The organism is Achromobacter sp. 1L-A-4-B-C2, from assembly GCF_057291955.1.
This window is the reverse complement of sequence record NZ_JBXAWP010000002.1, coordinates 1,157,843-1,183,457: the sequence shown is the minus strand read 5'-3', so window position 1 is coordinate 1,183,457 and position 25,615 is coordinate 1,157,843. Positions and strand designations below refer to the sequence as shown.

11 protein-coding genes are annotated in these 25,615 nt (G+C 63.2%); 5 read left to right on the top strand and 6 right to left on the bottom strand.

Annotated features, from left to right (window positions below; all coding sequences use genetic code 11):
* Positions 1–96: 96 nt before the first annotated feature.
* From AC0Z35_RS12790 to AC0Z35_RS12765, 6 genes are all read right to left on the bottom strand, one after another.
* The gene (locus AC0Z35_RS12790; RefSeq protein WP_485132085.1) at positions 97–12,039 is read right to left on the bottom strand and encodes a retention module-containing protein; all 11,943 of its coding nucleotides are present in this window, start codon (positions 12,037–12,039) and stop codon (positions 97–99) included.
* A gap of 84 nt (positions 12,040–12,123) precedes the next feature.
* Positions 12,124–12,780, bottom strand: coding sequence for a helix-turn-helix transcriptional regulator (locus tag AC0Z35_RS12785; protein ID WP_046807560.1), 657 nt, complete (start codon positions 12,778–12,780; stop codon positions 12,124–12,126).
* Between the two features lie 19 nt (positions 12,781–12,799).
* Positions 12,800–14,221, bottom strand: coding sequence for an HlyD family type I secretion periplasmic adaptor subunit (locus AC0Z35_RS12780; RefSeq protein WP_104145421.1), 1,422 nt, complete (start codon positions 14,219–14,221; stop codon positions 12,800–12,802).
* Between the two features lie 7 nt (positions 14,222–14,228).
* The gene (locus AC0Z35_RS12775) at positions 14,229–16,394 is read right to left on the bottom strand and encodes a type I secretion system permease/ATPase (protein WP_485132084.1); all 2,166 of its coding nucleotides are present in this window, start codon (positions 16,392–16,394) and stop codon (positions 14,229–14,231) included.
* On the bottom strand, positions 16,378–16,590 hold the full coding sequence (locus tag AC0Z35_RS12770; RefSeq protein ID WP_006218695.1) for a hypothetical protein: 213 nt from the start codon (positions 16,588–16,590) through the stop codon (positions 16,378–16,380). Before AC0Z35_RS12770 ends, AC0Z35_RS12775 begins: the two co-directional genes overlap by 17 nt.
* A gap of 24 nt (positions 16,591–16,614) precedes the next feature.
* Positions 16,615–18,126, bottom strand: coding sequence for a TolC family outer membrane protein (locus AC0Z35_RS12765; RefSeq protein ID WP_120154672.1), 1,512 nt, complete (start codon positions 18,124–18,126; stop codon positions 16,615–16,617).
* Positions 18,127–18,643: 517 nt separating this feature from the next.
* On the opposite strand from AC0Z35_RS12765, the gene leuC reads away from it, so the two are divergent.
* The 5 genes from leuC to AC0Z35_RS12740 all read left to right on the top strand — a co-directional run bounded on the left by leuC (position 18,644) and on the right by AC0Z35_RS12740 (position 25,614).
* Positions 18,644–20,047 (top strand): 3-isopropylmalate dehydratase large subunit, encoded by a 1,404-nt coding sequence (gene leuC, locus AC0Z35_RS12760; RefSeq protein WP_046807556.1) that lies wholly within the window; start codon positions 18,644–18,646, stop codon positions 20,045–20,047.
* 26 nt (positions 20,048–20,073) lie between these two features.
* Positions 20,074–20,724, top strand: a complete 651-nt coding sequence (gene leuD / locus AC0Z35_RS12755; RefSeq protein WP_006218698.1) for a 3-isopropylmalate dehydratase small subunit — start codon at positions 20,074–20,076, stop codon at positions 20,722–20,724.
* 29 nt (positions 20,725–20,753) lie between these two features.
* The gene (gene leuB / locus AC0Z35_RS12750; RefSeq protein ID WP_046807555.1) at positions 20,754–21,830 is read left to right on the top strand and encodes a 3-isopropylmalate dehydrogenase; all 1,077 of its coding nucleotides are present in this window, start codon (positions 20,754–20,756) and stop codon (positions 21,828–21,830) included.
* Positions 21,831–22,064: 234 nt separating this feature from the next.
* Positions 22,065–23,195, top strand: a complete 1,131-nt coding sequence (gene asd / locus AC0Z35_RS12745; protein ID WP_485132083.1) for an aspartate-semialdehyde dehydrogenase — start codon at positions 22,065–22,067, stop codon at positions 23,193–23,195.
* A gap of 259 nt (positions 23,196–23,454) precedes the next feature.
* Complete coding sequence (locus AC0Z35_RS12740; protein WP_485133311.1) at positions 23,455–25,614, top strand: FimV/HubP family polar landmark protein; 2,160 nt, start codon at positions 23,455–23,457, stop codon at positions 25,612–25,614.
* Position 25,615 lies beyond the last annotated feature (1 nt).

Sequence of the window (25,615 nt, the reverse complement as noted above, 5' to 3'; positions counted from 1 at the left end):
TTTCACATTTTTCCAGCGCGTATAAGGCTCGCCTGAAAAAAATATCGGGGGGATGGCGGTTGCCCGTCGTCCCCCCGGTGCTTACGCGACTACGGCTTAGCTGTGGTCGACGTTCAGCTTACCCTTCTGCAGCAGGTCATTGATGATGGCCTGGTTGCTCATGGTGCCGTTGCCCGTCAGGTCCACGTTTTCCAGCACGATCTTCTGGTCGACGCCTTGGGCGATCTGGCCCTTGGTGTTGATGTCGATGACCGTGTTGTTGCCTTCCTTATGGATGTTCAGGAACTGGGTCAGCGTGCCGTCCTTCTCACCGATCAGCAGGTCCTTCAGGTCCAGGACGTCGCCGCCATTGGCCAGGGTGTCCGCCGAGAAGTCCTTGATGGTGTCGACGGCCGGGGCGCCAACCGAGCCCTGATCGTTCAACTCCCACTTGAACGTGTCGCTGCCCAGGCCGCCGTACAACGTGTCGTTGCCCTTGCCACCGATCAGGGTGTCATTGCCAGCGCCGCCGTCCAGCGTGTCGTTGCCCGCGCCGCCATGCAGCAGATCGTTGCCGGCGCCGCCGTACAGGATGTCGTTGCCGTCATCGCCGTACAGGGAGTCGTCGCCGCCCTGGCCGTAGATGATGTCATCGCCCGTGCCGCCGTGCACCGTATCGTTGCCGCCGCGCGGATCATCCGCAATGTTGAACTGCGCGTGGTTGGCCTTCAGGTAGTCATAGACCTCGGCGCTGGTTGCCGCATGACCATTCTGGTAAGCCAGGAAGTCTTGCAGCGCCTTCAGGCCCTGGCCATCGTGCGAACCGGCGGCCACATTGCCCCAGGCAAGATGATCGGTATTGATCGTGTCGCCAAAGATGATGTCGTTGCCGGCACCGCCGTTGATGACGTCATTACCCACCACGGCCGGATCGGTGCTGGAGCTGCCGCCTTGCAGGGCGGCAGCCAGGTCCGAACCCTTCAGCACGATGTCGACTTGGCCCGCGGGGGCGACGATGACCTGGCTGGCGGCGTAGGCTGCCAACGAGATATTGTCGATGTTCACCGTTGCATTCGAGTTGTTGTTCGTGCCATCCACCACTTCATAAACAAAGCGGTAATCGCCCGACGTCAACATCTTGGATGTGATGGTCGTCGTGCTGCTGAAACCAGAGTTCGATGTTCCGCCATCGACGCCGACCCACGTCTTGGAGGCGGCATCGTAGCGCTGCAACGTCCAGGTGAATTGGTCGCCCGTGCTGAAATTGGACGTCTGAACCGTGAAGCTCAGCTTTCCATATTCGCTGATGGAGATCTTCGTGTCGTTGGTCGCGGTGGTGCTGCTGCCGCCGGCAAAGTCCACAAGCCTGAGCACGCCGTTGGTCTTGGTCACCGACCCGGACTGCGAACCCGTACCGGTCGTTGTCCAGTTGTTGATGTTATTCAAGCCCGAGTTGCTGCTGCTGCCAAAGGTAGCCAACGAAGAGTCGTTGCTGTCGCCGACCGTCGTGTAGGCAGTGCCGCCGCCGCCCGTGTTATCGAACAGACGCAGATAGTCTGCATTCACGCCGTTGCCGATGCCGATGCCATGCACGGTACTTACCTTGGACAAGGGATCGAAGGCGTTGACGGATTCTTGCAGCGTCGTGGCGCTGGTTGAGCTACCCGTGCCGCCGAGGTTGCCGTAGCGGTCGTAGTAGTACGTCGGATCGCCGTCGGTCAGGAAGAACGTGACGTTTTCGTAGCCTGCCGCCGCGGTTTTGCCCGCCGTGGCCTGGCTGTTGAACCACGACACCGCCGTATTGAATGCGGCTTCGTAGTTGGTGCCACCATTAGCCGACAGGTCGCCGATGGCGTCCGTCAGTTGCTTCAGGTTCGACTGTGACAGGTTTTGCAGCGTCAGGTTCTGCTGAGCGCCGGCGGCAAAGCCGATCAGCGTCACGTTCACCGTTCCGTCGTGTCCCGCCAGCTGGGTGGCCAAGGACTTCAGCGCGTCAATGACGAGCTTCATCCGCGAATTGGCGTAACTGACGTTTTCGCTGCCGTTCAGGCCATACGCCATGCTGCCCGACGTATCCACGACCAGGGCAATGTTGTAGTTCTTGCCCGGCTCCACGGTCACGACCGTACCGCCCTTGTCGCCCAGGATGATGTCGTCGCCCGAACCGCCGTTCAGCACCGGCGTCGTGCCCGTGCCGCTGCCGACGTTTTCGCCCGTCACCATGTTGTTGGTGTTCAACACGAAGTTGTACGTGCCCGACGTGTTCTGGCCACCGTGGTCCGTACCGCCGTTGTCACGCACCTGGAAGCCGATCGAGGTATCCAGGCCGTTGGCCGAAGGCGTGAAGATCAGCTTGCCGGCAGCAATGTCCGCTGCCGAGACAGCGGTGTTCAGGCCCACGGGGTTGCCGTTCAACGTCAGCGTGCCGTCGGTCGGCAAGCGCGAGATGATCACGCTTTGCAGCGCATTGCCCTCGGCTCCGTCGCTGAAGTTGAATTCGGACAGGGTGAAGACGTGGCTGTCGCCGATCTCCACATTGGCCGAGTTGTCCGCGGCGACCGGTGCGTCGTTCGTGCCGACGATCGACACCGAGATCGGTTGCACCGTCGTGCCGTCGCCCGTCGTCACATTGAACGTCTCGGACAGCAGGGCGCCTGCCGGCAGGTTCTGCACCACAGCCAGGCTGTTGTTCAGCGTGTAGGTCCAGTTGCCGTTGGCATCGATCGAGAACGTGCCGTACTTGCCGACCACGTTGGTCTGCGCCATGACGCCGCTTTGGCCGACGTCCGCGTCCACCACAGTCAGCTTGCCGGTGGTGGACAGGCTGTAGTCCTCGGTCACCGTGCCAGAGGTCTGGCCGGTGATGACCGGGGCGTCGTTCGTGCCGGTAATGGTGACCGTGACCGGCAATTGCGCCGTACCGCCGTGGCCGTCGTTGACGGTCACGGTGATGGTGTCGGTGACCTGCTGGCCTTCCTTCAGGCCCTGGACGTTCGCGCTGGTGTTATTCAGCGTGTAGGTCCACTTGCCGCTGGAATCGACCACGAACGTGCCATACGTGCCCGCGCCGTTGTTGCTGACGGACCAGGTGTGCGTGTCGGTGAGGTCGATGTCCGACTTGGTCAGTTGGCCATTGGCGGTCAGCGTGCCGTCTTCCTTCACGGCGCCCGTGGCGTTGCCCGCGATGGTCGGGGCGTCGTTCGTGCCCGTCACCGTCACGGTGATCAACTGCGTGGCGGTACCGCCATGGCCATCGTTGACGGTCACGGTGATGGTGTCAGTCACCTTCTGCCCGTCGGCCAAGGCTTGCACCTTGGCGCTGGCGTTGTCCAGCGTGTAGGTCCACTTGCCGTTCGCATCCACCACAAAGGCGCCGTACGTGCCCTTGCCGGCGTTGTTCAGCGTCCAGGTGTGGGTGTCCGTCGTGTCGATGTCAGCCTTGGTCAACTGGCCGCTGACCACTTGCGTGCCATCTTCGGTCACGCCGCCGGTGATGACGCCGCCCATGGTCGGGGCGTCGTTCGTGCCGGTAACGGTGATCGTGATGGTTTGCTGCGCGGTGCCGCCATGGCCGTCGTCGATGGTCACGGTAACGGTGTCGGTCACTTGCTGGCCCTCGGCCAGGGCTTGCACCTTGGCGTTGGCGTTGTCCAGCGTGTACGTCCACTTGCCGGTGTTGTCCACTGTCAGCGTGCCGTACGTACCCTTGCCGTTGTTGCCGACCGACCAGGTGTGCGTGTCGGTAGCGTCAACGTCGGCCTTGGTCAGCTGGCCGGTGACCACTTGCGTGCCGTCTTCCTTGACGGCGCCGTTGGCCACGCCACCGATAGTCGGGGCGTCGTTGGAGCCGGTGATCGTCACGACCACTTGCTGCTGCGCCGTACCGCCATGGCCGTCGTCAACGGTCACGGTGATGGTGTCCGTCACTTGTTGGCCGGCAGCCAGGGCTTGCACCTTGGCGCTGGCGTTGTCCAGGTTGTAGGTCCACTTGCCGGTCGCATCAACCGAGAACGTGCCGTACGTACCCTTGCCGGCGTTGTTGACCGACCAGGTGTGGGTGTCGGTCGCGTCAACGTCGGACTTGGACAACTGGCCAGAGATGCTGCTGGGCGCAGTATCTTCCTTGACGGTGCCGACGGCCGTGCCCGAGATCGTCGGGGCGTCGTTGGAGCCCGTAATCGTAACGGTCACTTGCTGCTGCGCCGTACCACCATGGCCGTCGTTAACGGTCACGGTGATGGTGTCCGTCACTTGCTGGCCGGCGGCCAGGGCTTGCACCTTGGCGCTGGAGTTGTTCAGGTTGTAGGTCCAATTGCCGTTGCCATCAACGGAGAAGGAGCCGTAGGTGCCCTTGCCGTCGTTGTTAACGGACCACGTGTGCGTGTCGGTCGTGTCAACGTCGGCGACATCCAGCTTGCCGGTGGCAACCAGCGTGCCGTCTTCGGTAACTGCACCATCAGCCTTGCCGGTCAGAACCGGGATGTCGTTGGTGCCGACGATGGTGACCACGACTTGACCGGTCGTACCGTCAGCGGTGGTGACGGTAAACGTTTCAGTCAGCGTCTTGCCAGCACCCAAGCCTTGGACGGCCGGGTCATTGTTGGTCAGGTTGTACGTCCATGCACCGTTGGCGTCGACAGAGAACGTGCCATGTTGGCCGGCGGTGTTGGTTTGAGCCTGGAACACCGCTTGACCAGCGTCCGGGTCCGTGACGTCGAGCTTGCCACCCACGGAGAGCGTCTTGTCTTCGATGACTTCGCCCTTGTCGCTGTCAGGCGTAGCGGGCGTAATGATCGCGCCGTCGTCCGTGCCGTTGATCGTGACCGTCACATCCTTGGTGACCACGCCGCCGTTGCCGTCATCGACGGTGACGGTGAACGTCTCGGTAATGGACTGACCGGTCTTCAGACCTTGGACGTCCTTATTGGCGTTGTCCAGGTTGTACGTCCAGTTGCCCGACGAGTCGACCGAGAACGAACCGTACGTACCCTTGCCATCGTTGTTGACGGTCCAGGTGTGGGTATCGGTCGTGTCAACGTCCGCGACATCCAGCTTGCCGGTGGCGACCAGCGTGCCATCTTCCGTGACGGTGCCATCTGCCTTGCCGGTCAGGACCGGGATGTCGTTGGTACCGACGATGGTGACGACGACTTGACCGGTCGTACCGTCAGCGGTGGTAACCGTGAAGGTCTCGGTCAGCGTCTTGCCAGCGCCCAGGCCTTGGACGGCCGGGTCGTTGTTGGTCAGGTTGTAGGTCCATGCGCCGTTCGCGTCGACGGAGAACGTGCCGTGTTGGCCGGCGGTGTTGGTTTGAGCCTGGAACACCGCTTGACCAGCGTCCGCATCGGTGACGTCGAGCTTGCCACCCACGGAGAGCGTCTTGTCTTCGACGACTTCGCCCTTGTCGCTGTCAGGGGTAGAAGGCGTGATGATCGCGCCGTCATCGGTACCGTTGATCGTGACGGTCACATCCTTGGTAACCACGCCGCCGTTGCCGTCATCGACGGTGACGGTGAACGTCTCGGTGATCGATTGGCCGGTCTTCAGACCTTGGACATCCTTGTTGGCGTTGTCCAGGTTGTAGGTCCAGTTGCCCGACGAGTCGACCGAGAACGAACCGTACGTACCTTTGCCCTCGTTGTTAACGGACCAGGTGTGGGTGTCGGTCGTGTCGACGTCGGCGACATCCAGCTTGCCGGTTGCAACCAGCGTGCCATCTTCGGTGACTGCACCATCAGCCTTGCCGGTCAGCACCGGGATGTCGTTGGTACCGACGATGGTGACGACGACTTGACCCGTCGTGCCGTCAGCGGTGGTGACGGTAAACGTTTCGGTCAGCGTCTTGCCAGCACCCAGGCCTTGGACAGCCGGGTCGTTGTTGGTCAGGTTGTACGTCCATGCACCGTTGGCGTCGACGGAGAACGTGCCGTGTTGGCCAGGCGCGTTCGTTTGAACTTGGAACACGGCTTGGCCGGCGTCCGGGTCGGTGACGTTGAGCTTGCCGTCAACAGAGAGCGTCTCGTCTTCAATGACTTGGCCCTTGTCAGCGCCCGGTGCTCCCGGGGTGATGATCGCGCCGTCGTCCGTGCCGTTGATCGTGACCGTCACATCCTTGGTGACCACACCGCCGTTGCCGTCATCGACCGTAACCGTAAACGTCTCGGTGATCGACTGACCGGTCTTCAGACCTTGGACATCCTTGTTGGCGTTGTCCAGGTTGTAGGTCCAATTGCCGTTGCCATCAACGGAGAAGGAGCCGTAGGCGCCCTTGCCGTCGTTGTTAACGGTCCACGTGTGGGTGTCGGTCGTGTCGACGTCGGCCACATCCAGCTTGCCGGTGGCGACCTGCGTGCCGTCTTCGGTGACGGTGCCATCGGCTTTGCCGGTCAGAACCGGGATGTCGTTGGTACCGACGATGGTGACGACGACTTGACCGGTCGTGCCGTCAGCCGTCGTAACCGTGAAGGTTTCGGTCAGGGTCTTGCCAGCGCCCAGGCCTTGGACGGCCGGGTCGTTGTTGGTCAGGTTGTAGGTCCACGCGCCGTTGGCGTCGACGGAGAACGTGCCATGTTGGCCAGGCGCGTTCGTCTGAACTTGGAACACGGCTTCGCCGGCGTCCGGATCGGTGACGTCAAGCTTGCCGTCAACAGACAGCGTCTTGTCTTCGATCACTTCGCCCTTGTCAGCGCCCGGAGCTCCCGGGGTGATGATCGCGCCGTCGTCCGTGCCGTTGATCGTGACGGTCACATCCTTGGTGACCACACCGCCATTGCCGTCATCGACGGTGACGGTAAACGTCTCGGTGATCGATTGGCCGGTCTTCAGACCTTGGACGTCCTTGTTGGCGTTGTCCAGGTTGTACGTCCAGTTGCCCGACGAGTCGACCGAGAACGAACCGTACGTACCCTTGCCCTCGTTGTTAACGGTCCAGGTGTGGGTATCGGTCGTGTCGACGTCGGCCACATCCAGCTTGCCGGTGGCAACCAGCGAACCGTCTTCCGTGACGGCGCCATCGGCCTTGCCGGTCAGGACCGGGATGTCGTTGGTGCCGACGATGGTGACGACGACTTGACCGGTCGTGCCGTCAGCGGTCGTAACCGTGAAGGTTTCGGTCAGGGTCTTGCCAGCGCCCAAGCCTTGAACGGCCGGGTCATTGTTGGTCAGGTTGTACGTCCAGTTGCCGTTTGCGTCGACAGAGAACGTGCCGTGTTGGCCGGCCGTGTTGGTTTGAGCCTGGAACACGGCTTGGCCGGCGTCCGGGTCGGTGACGTTGAGCTTGCCGTCAACAGACAGCGTCTCGTCTTCGATGACTTGGCCCTTGTCGCTGTCAGGCGTAGAAGGCGTAATGATCGCGCCGTCATCGGTACCGTTGATCGTGACCGTCACGTCCTTGGTGACCACACCGCCATTGCCGTCATCGACGGTGACGGTGAACGTTTCGGTGATCGACTGACCGGTCTTCAGACCTTGGACGTCCTTATTGGCGTTGTCCAGGTTGTAGGTCCAGTTGCCCGACGAGTCGACCGAGAACGAACCGTACGTACCCTTGCCGTCATTGTTAACGGTCCAGGTGTGGGTATCGGTCGTGTCAACGTCGGCCACATCCAGCTTGCCGGTGGCAACCAGGCTGCCGTCTTCGGTAACTGCACCATCAGCTTTGCCGGTCAGAACCGGGATGTCGTTGGTGCCGACGATGGTGACGACGACTTGACCCGTCGTGCCGTCAGCGGTCGTAACCGTGAAGGTTTCGGTCAGGGTCTTGCCAGCGCCCAAGCCTTGGACGGCCGGGTCGTTGTTGGTCAGGTTGTACGTCCACGCGCCGTTGGCGTCGACAGAGAACGTGCCGTGTTGGCCAGGCGCGTTCGTCTGAACTTGGAACACGGCTTGGCCGGCGTCCGGATCGGTGACGTCAAGCTTGCCACCCACGGAGAGCGTCTTGTCTTCAATGACTTGGCCCTTGTCGCTGTCAGGCGTAGCGGGCGTAATGATCGCGCCGTCATCGGTACCGTTGATCGTGACCGTCACATCCTTAGTGACCACGCCGCCGTTGCCGTCATCGACCGTAACCGTAAACGTCTCGGTGATCGACTGACCGGTCTTCAGACCTTGGACATCCTTGTTGGCGTTGTCCAGGTTGTAGGTCCAGTTGCCCGACGAATCGACCGAGAACGAACCGTACGTACCCTTGCCGTCATTGTTAACGGTCCAGGTGTGGGTATCGGTCGTGTCAACGTCGGCCACATCCAGCTTGCCGGTGGCAACCAGGCTGCCGTCTTCGGTGACTGCACCATCAGCCTTGCCGGTCAGCACCGGGATGTCGTTGGTGCCGACGATGGTGACCACGACTTGACCCGTCGTGCCGTCAGCGGTCGTAACCGTGAAGGTTTCGGTCAGCGTCTTGCCAGCACCTAGGCCTTGAACGGCCGGGTCGTTGTTGGTCAGGTTGTACGTCCATGCGCCGTTCGCGTCGACGGAGAACGTGCCGTGTTGGCCGGGCGCGTTCGTCTGAACTTGGAACACGGCTTGGCCGGCGTCCGGATCGGTGACGTTGAGCTTGCCGTCAACAGAGAGCGTCTCGTCTTCAATGACTTGGCCCTTGTCGCTGTCAGGCGTAGCGGGCGTAATGATCGCGCCGTCATCGGTACCGTTGATCGTGACCGTCACATCCTTAGTGACCACGCCGCCGTTGCCGTCATCGACCGTAACCGTAAACGTCTCGGTGATCGACTGACCGGTCTTCAGACCTTGGACATCCTTGTTGGCGTTGTCCAGGTTGTAGGTCCAGTTGCCCGACGAGTCGACCGAGAACGAACCGTACGTACCCTTGCCGTCATTGTTAACGGTCCAGGTGTGGGTATCGGTCGTGTCAACGTCGGCCACATCCAGCTTGCCGGTGGCCACCAGGCTGCCGTCTTCGGTAACTGCACCATCAGCCTTGCCGGTCAGAACCGGGATGTCGTTGGTGCCGACGATGGTGACCACGACTTGACCGGTCGTGCCGTCAGCGGTCGTAACCGTGAAGGTCTCGGTCAGTGTCTTGCCAGCACCCAAGCCTTGGACGGCCGGGTCGTTGTTGGTCAGGTTGTACGTCCAGTTGCCGTTGGCGTCGACAGAGAACGTGCCGTGTTGGCCAGGCGCGTTCGTCTGAACTTGGAACACGGCTTGGCCGGCGTCCGGATCGGTGACGTCAAGCTTGCCACCCACGGAGAGCGTCTTGTCTTCAATGACTTGGCCCTTGTCGCTGTCAGGCGTAGCGGGCGTAATGATCGCGCCGTCATCGGTACCGTTGATCGTGACCGTCACATCCTTAGTGACCACGCCGCCGTTGCCGTCATCGACCGTAACCGTAAACGTCTCGGTGATCGACTGACCGGTCTTCAGACCTTGGACATCCTTGTTGGCGTTGTCCAGGTTGTAGGTCCAGTTGCCCGACGAATCGACCGAGAACGAACCGTACGTACCCTTGCCGTCATTGTTAACGGTCCAGGTGTGGGTATCGGTCGTGTCAACGTCGGCCACATCCAGCTTGCCGGTGGCCACCAGGCTGCCGTCTTCGGTAACTGCACCATCAGCCTTGCCGGTCAGAACCGGGATGTCGTTGGTGCCGACGATGGTGACCACGACTTGACCGGTCGTGCCGTCAGCGGTCGTAACCGTGAAGGTCTCGGTCAGTGTCTTGCCAGCACCCAAGCCTTGGACGGCCGGGTCGTTGTTGGTCAGGTTGTACGTCCAGTTGCCGTTGGCGTCGACAGAGAACGTGCCGTGTTGGCCAGGCGCGTTCGTCTGAACTTGGAACACGGCTTGGCCGGCGTCCGGATCGGTGACGTCAAGCTTGCCACCCACGGAGGGCGTCTTGTCTTCAATGACTTGGCCCTTGTCGCTGTCAGGCGTAGCGGGCGTAATGATCGCGCCGTCATCGGTACCGTTGATCGTGACGGTCACATCCTTGGTGACCACACCGCCATTGCCGTCATCAACCGTGACGGTGAACGTTTCGGTGATGGACTGACCGGTCTTCAGACCTTGGACATCCTTGTTGGCGTTGTCCAGGTTGTAGGTCCAGTTGCCGTTGCCATCGACGGAGAAGGAGCCGTACGTGCCCTTGCCATCGTTGTTAACGGACCAGCTATGCGTATCGGTCGTATCAACGTCCGCGACATCCAGCTTGCCGGAGACGACAAGGCTGCCGTCTTCCGTGACTGCACCGTCGGCCTTGCCCGTCAGGACCGGAACATCGTTGGTCCCGACGATCGTGACCACCACCTGGCCCGTCGTGCCGTCAGCCGTCGTAACCGTAATGGTTTCCGACAGCGTCTTGCCAGCGCCCAGGCCTTGGACGGCCGGATCCCCGTTATTCAGGTTGTACGTCCAGTTGCCGTTGGCATCGATCGAGAACGTGCCGTGCGTGGTGGTGGCGTTCGTCTGAACCTGGAACACCGCTTGACCCGCGTCCGGGTCGGTGACTTCCAACTTGCCGCCGACCGACAGCTTCTCGTCTTCGACGACCTGGCCCGCGTCAGCACCCGGTGCCCCCGGGGTAATGATCGCGCCGTCATCCGTGCCGTTGATCGTGACGGTGACCACTTGCGTCGTCACGCCGCCGTTGCCGTCGTTGACCGTGACGGTGAACGTCTCGGTCAAGGTCTGGCCGGCGATCAGTGCCTGGACGGCGGGGTTGGCGTTAGCCAGGTTGTAGGTCCACGTGCCGTCGGCCGCAATCGTCAGCGCGCCGTATTGGCCGGCGCCATTGTCGTTGACGGACCACGTGTGCGTGTCGGACGTGTCGACGTCAGCCACGTTCAGCTTGCCGGTGGCGACCAGCGCCGAGTCTTCGGTGACCGCGCCGGCGGCTTGGCCGCTGATCGTGGGGACGTCGTTGGTGCCCTGGATGGTGACGGTGACCGTGCCGGTCGTGCCGTCAGCCGTGGTGACCGTGAAGGTCTCGGTCAGGGTCTCGCCAACGGCCAGCGCTTGCACGCGGGTGTCGTTGTTGTTCAGGTTGTAGACCCACGCGCCGCTGGCGTCGATCGAGAACGTGCCGTGCTGGCCGGCCTGGCCGGATTGCACGACAAAGCGCGCTTCGCCGTCGTCCACGTCGGTGACGTTCAGCTTGCCGTTCGCGGTGAAGGTGGTGTCTTCCTTGACCGTGCCGGCATCGTCGCCGGCGTTGGCCGGGGTGATCTGGGCCGGGTCGTTCACGCCGACAATCGTCACTTCGACGGTGGCGGTGGACGTTGCGCCGCTGGGATCGGTGACCGTGTACGAAATCGTGCTGGTGGCGGTCTGGCCGGCGGGCAGGTTCTGGAAGCCCGTGCCGGGCGTGAAGACGTAGCTGCCGTCGGGCAGAACTGTAAAGGTGCCGCCGTTGGAGCCGTTGACGGTGACGCCGCCCGCGGTCATGGGCCGGCCGCTGACCGACACGATGGCCAGGGGATCGCCGTCGGGATCGCTGTCGTTGCTGAGCAGGTTGCCGCGCTGGACCGCGTTCTGGTCGCCCGTGCTGGCATCGTTCAGTGCGGACGGGGCGCTGTTGGTCGCTGCCGGGACAGCGGCATCGCCGTTGTTGTCGCCCGTGGCGCCGGCGGCGCCGGCGCGGGGCAGGGTGTCGTCACCGCGGCCGGGGTTGGCGTAGGCCAGGTCCAGCGGCGTGGTGGTTTCCAGGATGCGGGCCAGGCGCACGAAGCTGCTGCCGCCGGCATCGCCGCCGCCGGCCACGATGGCGGCGGTGGGGTCCAGTTCGTCAAACGGGTCGCGGCCGGCTTGCAACGCGGCCAGCAGGCGGTCGGAATCCGTGCCGGTGGGCGGCGTCAGCGCGGCTTCGCTGGGGTCGGCCAAGGGGCCCGTGATGTCGCCGTTGACGGCGACTTCACGGCTTTCGCCGATCACGATCGGCATGCCGTTTTCAACCTGAACGGAAACCGTGGCGCCCGAGGCCGTAACGATGTCGCTGCCGGCGGGGACTTTGCTGCCTTGATGCAGTTCGGTCAGCGAGCCGTCGCTGTTGCGTATCCACGCGCGACCGGAGATTTCATTGACGACTGCGGGAGTAGTGTTGGCCATGTGGGTTCCGTTTCAGGGAGTTATCCAAGATGGCCAGATACTAAAGAGCGCCGGGCGGGCGCGATATTGTCCTTAAGGACAGTTTCAGGAAGTAATTTTGCTGCGTGTGTCGGCCGGCGCCGAAATGCCGTGCACCAGCAGGGCAAGTTGAAGGCGATCGGACACGCCCAGCTTTTCAAAGACGGCGGAAAGATGCGCCTTGACCGTGCGTTCGGTGATGCCCAGGGCCTCGGCGATCTGCGCGTTGGCCTGACCGCTGGCGGCGTAGCGCGCCACGGTGATCTCGCGCTCGGTCAGCAGGCCGTTGTCCCAGGAATGCGAATCCTGGGCGCGCTCGGTGACCAGCTTTAGCAAACGCGCCACCAAAGAGCGGCCCATCCATATCCCACCGGACAAGACCACTTCCAGCGCTTGCGACAGCGCGGCGGCGGGCGCGTAGCTGTGGCAATAGCCATGGGCGCCCGCGCCCAGCGCTTGCGTGCCTTGCTCGTCATTGGGGCTGGGGCTGGCGACCACCAGGTGCAGGCCGGCCAGGGCAGGGCCCCAGCTGGGATCCTGCCACGATGGCAAGCGCGGCACGTCGGTATCCAGCACGGCCAGCGTGCGGCCTTGCTCTCGCCAGCGTTGCAGGTCGGCCAGGCCGCGCCCGCGGGCAGCCAGCCAGCGCGTGGAATCCAACGCGCGCCAGTGTTGCCAGAGCAGGTCGTCGTGCGTAATCAACAAGACGGGAACGGGTTTCATAAAGCCTTGCAGCTCTCCTTTAACGTTCGGTGAAGGCGTTTGCCTTGGCACGCAGAATCGGTTTGAGCAGGTACTGCAACACGGTGCGTTTACCCGTCAGGATATGAACCTCGGCCACCATCCCGGGGATGATGGGCAATAGTTTGTCGCCCACGGTGCTGCGGTCCGTGCGGACCCGCACCACGTAATAGGAATTGCCTTTTTCGTCGGTGACCGTGTCGGCGCCGATCTGTTCGACCTTGCCTTCCAGGCCGCCGTAGATGGAGAAGTCGTAGGCGGTGAACTTCACTTCCGCCTTCTGGTCGGCATGCAGGAAACCGATGTCGCGCGGCTGGATGCGCACTTCCAGCAGCAGCGTGTCGTCCTTGGGCACGATCTCGATAATGTCCTTGCCCGGCTGCACCACGCCGCCGACGGTGTTGTTGAACAGCGTCTTGATGGTGCCGGCCAGCGGCGCGCGCACTTCGGCCAGCTTCACGCGGTCGGCCAGGGCCAGCTTGCCCTGGCGCAGGGTCGACAGCTTGGTGTTGGTCTCGGACAGTTCGCTGCGGGCCTGGTTGCGAATATTGAGCTCGGACTCTTCCAGCTTGCTTTGCGCTTCCTTGATCGACGCCTGGAATCGGTCAATCTGCGCCTCGGCGCCTTTTTGCTCGCCGCAATACCGCGCCACGTCGCGTTGCAGGCGCAGCAGGTCCACTTCGGACACGGCGCCGCTCTTGAGCAATGGCCGGGTCACCTGCAATTCCCGCGAGGTCAGTGCGCAACTGGCCGAGGCTTGATCGCGCTTGGCGATGGTTTCGCGCAGGTCTTCCTGGCGTTGCTTGAGCTGTTCGCGCGCCACGTTGATGGTGGCGTTCAGCTCGGTGTTGCGCGCTTGCCAGGCGTTGCGTTCCATTTCAGCCAGGCCGGGCGCCTGCTTCAGCACTTCTTCCGGCGCCACGAAAGGTTCGCCGGTGGCCAAGGCCTGCAAGCGGGCGGACTTGGCCAGCAGCGACAGGTATTCCGCGTTGTTCTCGCCCAGGGAAGAGGCAAAGCGCGTGGAATCGATTTTCAGCAGGGTCTGGCCGGCCTGGACTTCCTGGCCCGGGCGGACCAGGATTTCCTCGACGATGCCGCCGTCCAGGCTTTGAATGATCTGCACTTGGCGCGACGGCACAACCTTGCCTTCGCCGCGAACCACTTCGTCGATGCTGCCGGTGGCCGCCCAGACGATCAGCAGGAAGGTCGCCAGCAGCGCCACCCACAGCAGCACGCGCGAGCTGCGGGCCTGCGACTCCTGGATCACCCATTCGGCATTGCCGACATAGTCCGAGCGCTTTTCCCGCTTGCCTTTTTCGGTGCCGTCCAGCAACCGGTCAAAGAAGAATACGAAGACGTTGCGCAATTTGCGCCACAGGGTGCCCAGCAGGCCGTGCCGGGTCTCTCCAGGATTTTTCAGCATGGCGCCCTTAACTCCCGCGTCCAACGCGTCCTTGACGCAGTGCTTCGACAACTTGCTCCTTGGGGCCGTCCGCAACGATGTGACCGTTATCGATCACGATCAGGCGGTCCACCAGGTCCAGCAGCGCGGTGCGGTGCGTGACCAGCAGGATCGTCTTGGTGGCGCTGGCCTCGCCCAGCCGCTTGCGTAACTGCGCTTCGCTCTGGTGGTCCATGTTGCTGCTGGGTTCATCCAGCAGCAGGATCGGCGGGTCGTTGATCAGCGCGCGGGCGACGGCGACGGACTGGCGTTGGCCGCCCGACAGCGATTCGCCGCGTTCGCCGATCACCATGTCGAAGCCGTTGGGGTGCAGGTTGGCAAAGTCCGTCACGCCGGCCAGGTTGGCGGCGGCCAGGATGCTGGCGTCGTCGGCGTAGGGCGCGCCCATGGCCAGGTTGTGTTTCAGGCTGCCGTAGAACAGCGTGGGGTCTTGCGGCACATGGCCGATGGCGCGGCGCACGTCGGCCGGGTCGATCTGGCGCACGTCCACACCGTCCAGCAGCACAGCGCCTTCGGTGGGCTGATACAGCGCCAGCGCCAGCTTCTCCAGTGTGGTCTTGCCCGAGCCGATGCGGCCGATGATGCCGACCTTTTCACCGGGCTTGAGCTTGAACGACACCTTCTTCAGTACCGGCTGCGTGCTGCCGGGGTAGGCGAAGGTGACGTCGCGAAATTCCAGGCCGCCATGAAACACGGGGCGGTGCAGGAATTCGGCTTCGGCCGGGCGTTCAATCGGCAGCTTCATATAGTTGTCGATGGAACCCAGCGAGGTGCGGGCGTTCTGGTATTGCATCAACAGCCCGGCAACCTGGCCCAGCGGCGCCAGGCAGCGGCTGGCGATCATGGACGCGGCGATGATGCCGCCCATGGACATGGCCGATTCCTGCGCCTGGTACACGCCGATGATGACCACGGAGATCGACACCATTTGCTGGATGGCCTGCACAAAGCCCACGGTGGATGACGAGATCAACTTGAGCTTGCCGCCTGTCTGCGCGATGAATTCCGTGGCGCGTTCCCAGTTGCGTTGCACCGAGCCTTGCGCGTTCAGCGTCTTGACGGCCTCCAGGCCGGTCAGCGCTTCGACCAGTGTCGCGTTGCGCTGCGAACTGGCCTGGAAGCTGGCCATCGTCAACGCTTCCATGCGTGCCTGTGCGGCTAGCGACACCAGCAAAATCAGCACGATGGCAACCAGCGGCGGCAGGATCATCCACGGCGATATCCAGGCCAGCGCGGCCAGGAACAGCAGGATGAAGGGCAGGTCGACCAGCGTGGTGATGGTGGCCGACGCGATGAAGTCACGGATGGATTCGAACGACCGCAGGTTGGCCGCGAACGATCCGACGGACACGGGGCGGCCTTCCAGCCGCAGGTCCAGCACGCGCTCCATGATCTGTGCGGACAGGCGCACGTCGACGCGCTTGCTTGCACTGTCCACCACATGAGAACGGGCGGTCGACAGCACCATGTTGAAAATCACCACCAGCGTGATGCCGATAGCCAGCACCCACAGCGTTTCGACGGCGTTGTTGGGCACCACGCGGTCATACACGTTCATGGTGAACAAGGGCATGGCCATGGCGAAGATATTGATCAGCAGCGCGGCGACCAGCGCATCGCGGTACAGGCGCCGGTTTTCCATGATGGCCGCCCAGAACCAATGGCGTTCGCGCACTTTGGCCACTTCGGGCGCGCGGGCGTCGAACCGGAATTGAGGACGCACGAAGCAGACCAGGCCGGTGTATTGCGCGGCCAGGGCTTCGGGCGTCATCTCGACGGAACTGCCGCCAAGCTCGGGATGGCTGACCACATATTTGCCGTCTTCTTTTTTCAGCAGCAGGCAGGCGCGTTCGCCTTGCAACAGCAAGATGGCGGGCAGAAGGTCGGGGGAAATGCTGTCCAGCGTGCGCTTGACCACGCGCGCGGAAAGTTGGGCCCGCGCCGCGGCGCGCGGCAGCAGGGCAGGGGTCAGGCGGTGTTCTTCCAGGGGCAGGCCGGCGGACAGCGCCTGCGCCGTGGCGGTCACGCCATGCAGGCGCGTAATTTCAACCAGGCAGTCCAGCAAGGGGTCGTCATGCGCCGCTCGGGCGTCGGCGCGCCATTCACGCGCCGCCTTTTCAGATAACTTGTCCATCTTCGTCATCCAAGAGGTCTAGGTGTTCCGAGAGGCGCGCGCGTTGCTGCTTGCGCTGGGAAAGCTTTTGCTGTGCCTGGATAGGCAGGTCTGTCATGCGCAAGGTGCCATTGGCGATCAAGGCGTCGATCAGGTCTTCAAGAACGCGGACAAAGTCCGCGTCCAACTGCGAAAATTCGTTGCCCTGGGGCGTCATATGGCCTCCTTGCGCCCGCCGCCTTCAAGGCTTGGCGGTGGGTGCGTTCAGCGGCACGAGCGTGGGCGGCAGCGTGCCTTCGTTGTATTGAACGCGCACGGGAGCCAGGCGGGCAGAGTCGGGGACCGTCGAATTGCAAAGCTTGATCACTTCGTCGGTTACCTCCAGTTTGCCGTTTTCCTCGGGCATCTCGTTGCGCGCGGGTTGCAGCGACAGCGCGGGCAACAGCGCATGTGACAGCGCCAGCCAGCGGTACTGCGCAAGCTTGAGGTCATACAAGCCGTTGGTCAATGCGCGGCGCGACTCGAACAGTTCGTTTTCAGTGTCAAGCAAGTCCAGCAGCGAGCGCTGGCCAATCTGGAACTGTTGTCGATATGCGTCACGTACCTTGGTCGTGGCCACTTCGTGGTCGCGCAGGAACGGCAGCTTCTGGCTCAGGCTGGTGATGTTGTTCCAGGCCACGGCCAGGTCCTGCTGCACGTTGCGGCAGGTGTAGTCGCGGATGTCGCGCGCGGCGTACGACTGCGCGGCGGTTTGACGCACGCGGGCCGAATCGGCGCCGCCGCGGTACAGGTTGTAGCTCATCACAACTTGCACGCTGGAGCTTTGGATGTCGCGTGTTTCCGGCGTGGGGTCGTTCTGGTCACGGCCCGAGGACGCCACGAATTCAAACTTGGGCGAGAAAGCGCCCTTGGACGAGGCCACGCCGGCTTGCGCGGCTTGCAACCCGGCTTGCTTGGACAGGAAGCTGGGGTTGCGGCGCAGCGACTCGTTGAAGTCGCCCGGCTTGACGGGCAGCTTGGCGGCGATGTCGGGCGGCGGCTGCATGGCTTCGGGCGGGAAAGCGCCGGTCACGCGCTGAAAGCGCTGCTGCACGTCAAGCAGGTTGGCGGTTTCGGTCATCAGGTTGGTCTGGGCCAGCGACAGGCGGCCGCCTGCCTGTTCCAGGTCAACGCGGCGGCCCACGCCGGATTCGGTGCGTTCGCCGATCTGCTTCAGCGTTTCTTCGTGCAGCGAATAGTTCTGGCGGGCCAGCAGTTCCATGTCGCGGTAGCGTTGCAGGTCGATATACGCCTGCACGGCGGCGAACGCGGTGCTGTCGCTGGTAGCCAACACGTCATAGAAGCGCGCCAGCTTGTCGAAGCCGGCCTGTTTGACGTCGTTGCTGGTGCGGAAGCCGTCAAAAATCAACTGGCGCAGCTCAACGTTGTAGCCCGGGCGGCTCCAGCGTTGCGATCCCACGTCCGGCACGTTGCTGCGATATTCGCGGCCTACATAGCCCTGAGCATTGATTTGCGGGAAGAAGGCGGCGCGTGCAACCGACTGACCTTCCAGCGACGCCTGGAAGTCGTGATACTTGGCCTGGATTTCCGGGTTGCTCAACAGCGTCTGCTCAACAACCTGATTCAGCGTCACCGTGGATACGGTGGCGGCCGGCGCGCCTTGAGCGGCGGGCGGGGTGGGCTGGGCAAAAGCGGCGGGAACAAAAGCCAAGGCGAAAAGCGAAGTCGTGCGTTTGATCAAAAACGAAGCCATAGTGATTATTCGCGTGTCGGAGTGGGATTGAATGGCGGCCATATTGTATGTAAATGTCATATTTCCCTAGTCAAGATTTGTTAAGTCTTGCAGAAGGCAAAATGACTCGCCACAACGTTTCTTCGCGCAACATCACCTAATTTGACTGAATTTGCACGAACTTCACAGACTGTGAAAAGTGCCAGCTTTATTAATACGGTTTATTTCGTATTATTTCGAAAGTGACGTGTCTGTAGTGAAACAGGATTATATCGGTTTGATAATTCTGTATCTGATTTCTCTTATCGAATTTGTAATTTGTGATTAATTTTCCACAGTGTTCTCGCACTGTTTGCCGCGCTGGAAGTGACGGATTCCGTAACCAACATGGTAGTGGTGGTACTAGTATGTATGGTGTGGTTGTACTAGGTTCAGAGCCTGGGCATAATTCCCGCATGCCGCAGTGGCCGGCACGGAAGCGATTTGCTGATCAACCGTGCGAGGCTCAAGCCGGACTGTCTATTTGCAGAGCGCATCCATGGCCCAAACCCTTTACGACAAACTCTGGGACGCCCACATCGTCCACCAGGAATCAGACGGCACCTGTCTGCTCTATATCGATCGCCATCTGGTGCACGAAGTCACCAGCCCGCAAGCCTTCGAAGGTCTGGCGATTGCCGGCCGCAAGCCCTGGCGCACCGGCGCCAACCTGGCGGTGGCCGACCACAACGTGCCGACGCTGAACCGCGCACAGGGCATTGATGACCCGATCTCGCGGCTGCAAGTGGACACGCTGGACGCCAACTGCGAGAAATACGGCATTACCGAATTCCGCATGAACGACTTGCGCCAAGGCATCGTGCACGTCATCGGCCCCGAGCAGGGCGCCACGTTGCCGGGCATGACCGTGGTCTGTGGCGATTCGCACACCAGCACCCACGGCGCGCTGGGCGCACTGGCATTCGGTATCGGCACGTCCGAGGTCGAGCACGTGCTGGCCACGCAGACGCTGCTGATGAAGAAAGCCAAAAGCATGCTGATCAAGGTCGACGGCGACTTGCCTTTTGGCTGTACGGCCAAAGACGTGGTGCTGCACATCATCGGCATCATCGGCACGGCCGGTGGCACGGGCCACGCCATTGAATTCGCGGGCAGCACCATCCGCGCCCTGTCCGTGGAAGGCCGCATGACCGTGTGCAACATGGCGATTGAAGCCGGCGCGCGCTCGGGCATGGTGGCGGTCGACGACAAGACCGTTGAATATTTCCGTGGCCGCCCCTTCGCGCCCACGGGCGTGGTGTGGGACCAGGCCGTCAAGTACTGGCGCACGCTGCACACCGACGAAGGCGCCAAGTTCGACACGGTGGTGGAAGTGAACGCGCGCGACATCAAGCCGCAGGTCACCTGGGGCACGTCGCCCGAAATGGTGTTGCCGGTGGATTCCCGCGTGCCGGACCCCGACCGCGAAAAAGACGATGTGCGCCGCAGCGGCATGGAACGCGCGTTGCAATACATGGGCTTAAAGCCCAACACGCCGTTGACCGACATCCGCGTGGACCGTGTGTTCATTGGCTCGTGCACGAACTCGCGCATCGAAGACCTGCGCGCGGCTGCCGCCGTGGCGCGCGGCAAGCGCGTGGCTTCCAATGTGCGTCAAGCCATGGTTGTGCCGGGCTCTGGCCTGGTCAAGCAACAAGCCGAACGCGAAGGGCTGGACAAGATTTTCATCGAAGCCGGTTTCGAATGGCGCGAACCGGGCTGTTCGATGTGCCTGGCCATGAACGCCGATCGCCTTGAACCGGGTGAACGTTGCGCGTCGACGTCGAACCGTAATTTCGAAGGCCGGCAAGGTCAGGGTGGCCGTACGCATCTGGTCAGCCCCGCGATGGCCGCCGCCGCCGCCGTGGCCGGCCACTTCGTCGACGTCCGCACGTTCCGTTAAGCGATCACGCACCGAGTACCGACATCATGCAAGCATTTACCACTCACGAAGGCCTGGTGGCTCCGCTCGACCGTGAAAACGTCGACACGGACCTCATCATTCCCAAGCAGTTCCTCAAGTCGATCCAGCGCACCGGTTTCGGCCCCAACCTGTTCGACGAGCTTCGCTACCTGGATCACGGCGAGCCCGGCATGGACAACAGCAAGCGTCCTCTGAACCCGGATTTTGTGCTGAACCAGCCCCGCTACCAAGGCGCCTCGATTCTGTTGGCGCGCAAGAACTTCGGCTGCGGCTCCAGTCGCGAGCACGCGCCCTGGGCGCTGACGCAGTACGGCTTTCGCGCGATCATCGCGCCGTCGTATGCCGACATCTTTTTCAACAACAGCTTCAAGAACGGCTTGCTGCCGATCGTGCTGTCTGAATTGGAAGTGGCCCGCCTGTTCGACGAAGTCAAGGCGTTCCCGAATTACAAGCTGCAAATCGACCTGGACCGCCAGGTCGTGATCGCCGCGGACGGCCGCGCGATGGGCTTCGATATCGAACCGTTCCGCAAGTACTGCCTGCTGAACGGCTTCGACGATATCGGCCTGACGCTGCGCCATTCCGACAAGATCCGCGCCTTTGAGGCCGAACGCCTGGCCCGCCACCCCTGGCTGGAAAGCCGTCCCATCGCCTGAACCCATTCTGATCACAGGATCGCTTTCAAATGACCCACAACATTGCAGTCTTGCCGGGTGACGGCATCGGACCGGAAATCGTCGAACAGGCCGTACGCGTGCTTCAAGCGCTGGACGTGCCGTTCGACATCAAGCAGGCGCCCGTTGGCGGCGCCGCGTTCGACCAGTTCGAACACCCGCTGCCCCCGGCCACGCTCAAGCTGGCCAAGGAATCCGACGCCGTGCTGTTCGGCGCCGTTGGCGACTGGAAGTACGACAGCCTGCCGCGCGAGTTCCGTCCGGAACAAGCCATTCTGGGCCTGCGCAAGGCGCTGGGCCTGTTTGCCAACCTGCGTCCGGCCATCCTGTACCCTGAGCTGGCCAGCGCATCGTCGCTCAAGCCCGAGATCGTGTCCGGCCTGGACATCCTGATCATTCGTGAACTGACGGGCGACATCTATTTCGGCACGCCGCGCGGCGTCCGTTCGTCGCCCGACGGCTCGTTTGCGGGCGAGCGCGAAGGCTACGACACCATGCGCTACGCGGAATCTGAAGTGCGCCGCATTGCGCGCATCGGCTTCGAGTCGGCGCAAAAGCGCAACAAGAAGCTGTGCAGCGTGGACAAGGCCAACGTGCTTGAAACCTCGCAGTTCTGGCGCGATATCGTCATTGAAGTGGCGCGCGAATATCCGGACGTAGAGTTGTCGCACATGTACGTCGACAACGCCGCGATGCAACTGGTGCGCAACCCGCGCCAGTTCGACGTGATCGTTACGGGCAACCTGTTCGGCGACATCCTGTCGGACGAAGCGGCGATGCTGACGGGTTCGATCGGCATGTTGCCGTCGGCCTCTTTGAACGCCGGCGGCCAGGGCCTGTACGAACCCAGCCACGGTTCGGCCCCGGACATCGCGGGCAAGGGTATCGCCAACCCGTTGGCGACCATCTTGTCCGCCGCCATGTTGCTGCGCTATTCGCTGAACCTTGCACCGCAAGCCGACCGCATCGAAGCCGCCGTGCGCCGCGTGCTGGCCGACGGCCTGCGTACCGCCGACATCTTTGAAGCGGGCACCACGAAGGTCACCACGGCCGCCATGGGCGACGCCGTGCTCAAAGCCTTGGCCTGATCGCCAGGCAAGGGGCGCGCCCTTGCGGCGCCGCCCCATTTTGGAAGGGGCCGCTGCAGGTAGCGGCCCTTTTTTCGCCCGTGTTGTGACGGCGCCGCGAAAGCCGTTGGACGGTCTTCCGGCCCCAAATTTTTCTAGCTGCGCCGCAACATACGCGCGTGCATTCTGATAAATTGTTGAATTGCACGACTTTTTCTACCCGGACCTTGTCTCCACCTTTATAGAGCGATTGAAATGAATCAAGCAGTAGGCCTTGTCGGCTGGCGCGGAATGGTCGGCTCGGTGCTCATGCAACGCATGCGCGACGAGAACGACTTCGCACTGATCGAACCGGTGTTCTTTTCCACCAGCAATGCTGGCGGCGCCGCGCCCACGTGGGCCGAAGGCGCGGGCCCGTTGCAAAATGCCTACGACATTGATGCTCTGAAAAAACTGCCGATTATTCTGACGGCTCATGGCGGCGACTATACGTCCGAGGTTTATCCCAAGCTGCGCGGCGCGGGCTGGAACGGCATCTGGATTGATGCGGCCAGCACCTTGCGCATGGCAGAAGACGCCATCATCGTCCTGGACCCGGTCAACCGCCCGGTCATCGACGCGGCGCTCAAGCGCGGCGTGCGCAACTTCATCGGCGGCAACTGCACGGTCAGCTGCATGCTGATGGGCCTGGCCGGCCTGTTCAACAACGACCTGGTGGAATGGATGACGTCCATGACCTACCAGGCGGCGTCCGGCGGCGGCGCGCAGCACATGCGCGAACTGCTGACCCAATTCGGCGAGATCAACCAGGCCGTCAAGCCCTTGCTGGACGATCCGGCGTCGGCCATTCTGGCTATCGATCGTGGCGTGCTGGCCAAGCAGAAAGATGCGTCGCTGCCGCACGAACACTTTGGCGTTCCGCTGGGCGGCAATCTGATTCCCTGGATCGACAAGGATCTGGGCGACGGCATGTCCAAGGAAGAATGGAAGGCCGAAGTCGAGACCAACAAGATCCTGGGCCGCGGCGCCGCCTTCGGCACGCCCGCCACCCCGATCGACGGCCTGTGCGTGCGCATCGGCGCCATGCGCTGCCATAGCCAGGCCCTGACCATCAAGCTCAAGCGCGATGTGCCGCTGGATGAGATCGAAGCGCTGATCGCGCAAGGCACGCAATGGGCCAAGGTGGTTCCCAACACCAAGGAAGCGACGGTTTCGGCGCTGACCCCGGTTGCCGTGACCGGCACGCTGGACATCCCGGTTGGCCGCCTGCGCAAGCTGTCGATGGGCTCGCAATACCTGGGCGCCTTCACGGTGGGCGACCAACTGCTGTGGGGCGCTGCCGAACCGCTGCGCCGCATGCTGCGCATCGCGCTGGCCGAAGCCTGACGCGCAGGTGTGGACGGTCGATAAAAGTGGTTTGATCGGCCGTGTAGACAAGCAAGGGCACCTTCGGGTGCCCTTGACGTTTGGACAATCGTAAAAGGGAAGCGGCGGATGTGCCCGAGAGCCAACGCCGAAGCGCCTTTCAGGTTTGTGAAACCGGCATCATCCATTACACTTTTCCCGTGAATTGAGGCCTGTTTCGCTAATATGTGGCGCGACCCGGCCAGCCCGTAATTCGACTACAAGAACGGAATTCCAGCTTATGACCCAGCGTTCGCGCCATGTGAAGCATGCCCGCCGTTTGAAAACCCTTCAATGGGCGATCGCGTTGGCGATTGGGTCGAGCATGTGCAGTTCGGCGCTGGCCATGCGGGTCGGGCATTCCCGCGTGGTGTCGGCACCGGGCGCGCCGTTGCAGGCGGTGGTTGGTTTGCAGGAATTGACGCCGGATGAGGTGTCGTCGTTGAAGGTGTCGGTGGCGGATGAAGCCGCCTGGCAGCGCGCCGGCCTGAAGCCGCCGGTGCCGTTGGCCAGCATGGTGGTCCGCATTGAAGACGGCATCGACGCCACGCGCAAGAACCTGCGCGTGCGCGGCACGCAGCCGCCGGCCAGCGGCGCGGTCGACCTGCTCTTGGACATCACTTCAAGTTCCGGCCAGCGCCAGGTGCAGGTCAGCGTATTGGTGCCCCTGCGCGGCACCGGCGCGGACGTGACGCCGGCCTCGGTGGGCGGCACGGCGCGCGCGGGGGGCAGTACCGCGACGGTCAATGTGAAGCAGGGCGACAATCTCTTTGCCATTGCGCAGCGCAACGCGGTGCCCAACGCTTCGGTGTATCAGATGCTGGTGGCGTTGTGGCGCGCGAATCCAGACGCCTTTATTCAGAACAACATGAACCTGGTCCGCGCCGGGCAAAAGCTGAAGATTCCGGATGCGGCCACGGTTCGTGCGATTGATCCGGCCGAAGCGCGCCGCATCTTTAACGAACATGCCGAAGCGTTTGCCAAGTACCGCGCCAGGGTCGGCGCGGCGGCAGGCGCCAATCCGTCGGTGGTGAAGGGGCAGGACGCGGCATCCGGCTCCGTGGCGCAACCTGGTGATACGAGCGTGGCCACGCCCGCTCCAACCCAGGACCGTGTGCGCTTGTCGACCGGGCTGGCGGCAGGAGGCGCGGTCGCGCAGGCGGATGCGCAAGCCGACGCGAAGACATCCAACGAGCGCGCACTGAAAGACGTTGAAGGCCGCGTGAATCAGCTGCAAAGCAATGTGGACGAGTTGAACAAGGCCGTGGCGCAGCAGGGCGGTTCGGGAACCTCGGGCGCGGGCGGCACCGGCGCGGCTGGCGGCGCGGGAGCCTCAGGAAACGCAGGGGGCACGGGCGCGACGGGCGGTTCCGGTGCGACGGGCGGTTCGGGCGCAGCGGGCGGTTCGGGTGCAGCCGGTACTCCGGGCGCAACTGGTGCTCCGGGCACGGCGGGCGCTCCGGGCACGGCGGGCGCTCCCGGCGCGACGGGCAGTTCCGGCGCGGCCGGTACCCCAGGTGTAACGGGCGCTTCTGGCGCGGCGGGTACCCCAGGTGCAGCGGGCGCTTCCGGCGCGGCCGGTTCCCCGGGTGCAACGGGCGCTTCCGGCGCGGCTGGTACCCCAGGTGCAGCGGGCGCTTCGGGCGCGGCCGGTACCCCAGGTGCAGCGGGCGCTTCGGGCGCGGCCGGTACCCCAGGTGCAGCGGGCGCTTCGGGCGCGGCCGGTACCCCAGGTACGGCGAGCAGTTCCGGCGCAGCCGGTACTCCGGGTGCAGCGGGCACTCCCGGCGCCGCAGGTACTCCCGGCGCAGCGGGCACCCCAGGCGGTGCGGGTTCGACGAATAATACCGGCGCGGCCGGTGCGGCGGGCGTGACCGGTACGTCCGGTAGCCCGGCCGCGTCCGGCGTTGCGGGCGCCACGGCGCCCGCGGGCGCGGCGGGTCCGGCCGGCACACCGGGCGGGGCCGGTAGCGCCGCAACCCCAGGGGTAGCGGGCGCAACCGGCGCCGCAGGCTCTCCAGGCGCCGCCGGCTCTCCAGGCGCCACCGGATCACCCGGCGCGCCGGGTGTCGCCGGCGCTCCCGGTGCATCCTCCTCGGACAGCGCCCGTGCGGGCACGCCGCCCGACAACGCCAAAGACCTCTCCAGCAGCATGCCCAGCTGGCTGGCGGACAATCTGCTCGTCATCGTTACCGCCTTGTTGGCGTTGATCGCCTTCGCGATCGCCTGGCTGCTGCGTCGCGCCGGCGCGCGTCGCGACGACGATGACGAGGATACCTACGCCTTTAACGAGCCGGTGCTGGACACGGCAGCGCTGAACCGCAAGCTCGATACGATCAATCTCGACCTGGACGAACCGCCCACGGACGAACCGCGCCGAGTCAGCGGTCCACGGGTTTGAA

Excerpts from the sequence above, each read along its gene's own strand:
- AC0Z35_RS12790 (WP_485132085.1), bottom strand. The coding sequence starts at position 12,039 with ATGGCCAACACTACTCCCGCAGTCGTCAATGAAATCTCCGGTCGCGCG.
- AC0Z35_RS12785 (WP_046807560.1), bottom strand. The coding sequence starts at position 12,780 with ATGAAACCCGTTCCCGTCTTGTTGATTACGCACGACGACCTGCTCTGG.
- AC0Z35_RS12780 (WP_104145421.1), bottom strand. The coding sequence starts at position 14,221 with ATGCTGAAAAATCCTGGAGAGACCCGGCACGGCCTGCTGGGCACCCTG.
- AC0Z35_RS12775 (WP_485132084.1), bottom strand. The coding sequence starts at position 16,394 with ATGGACAAGTTATCTGAAAAGGCGGCGCGTGAATGGCGCGCCGACGCC.
- AC0Z35_RS12770 (WP_006218695.1), bottom strand. The coding sequence starts at position 16,590 with ATGACGCCCCAGGGCAACGAATTTTCGCAGTTGGACGCGGACTTTGTC.
- AC0Z35_RS12765 (WP_120154672.1), bottom strand. The coding sequence starts at position 18,126 with ATGGCTTCGTTTTTGATCAAACGCACGACTTCGCTTTTCGCCTTGGCT.
- leuC (WP_046807556.1), top strand. The coding sequence starts at position 18,644 with ATGGCCCAAACCCTTTACGACAAACTCTGGGACGCCCACATCGTCCAC.
- leuD (WP_006218698.1), top strand. The coding sequence starts at position 20,074 with ATGCAAGCATTTACCACTCACGAAGGCCTGGTGGCTCCGCTCGACCGT.
- leuB (WP_046807555.1), top strand. The coding sequence starts at position 20,754 with ATGACCCACAACATTGCAGTCTTGCCGGGTGACGGCATCGGACCGGAA.
- asd (WP_485132083.1), top strand. The coding sequence starts at position 22,065 with ATGAATCAAGCAGTAGGCCTTGTCGGCTGGCGCGGAATGGTCGGCTCG.
- AC0Z35_RS12740 (WP_485133311.1), top strand. The coding sequence starts at position 23,455 with ATGACCCAGCGTTCGCGCCATGTGAAGCATGCCCGCCGTTTGAAAACC.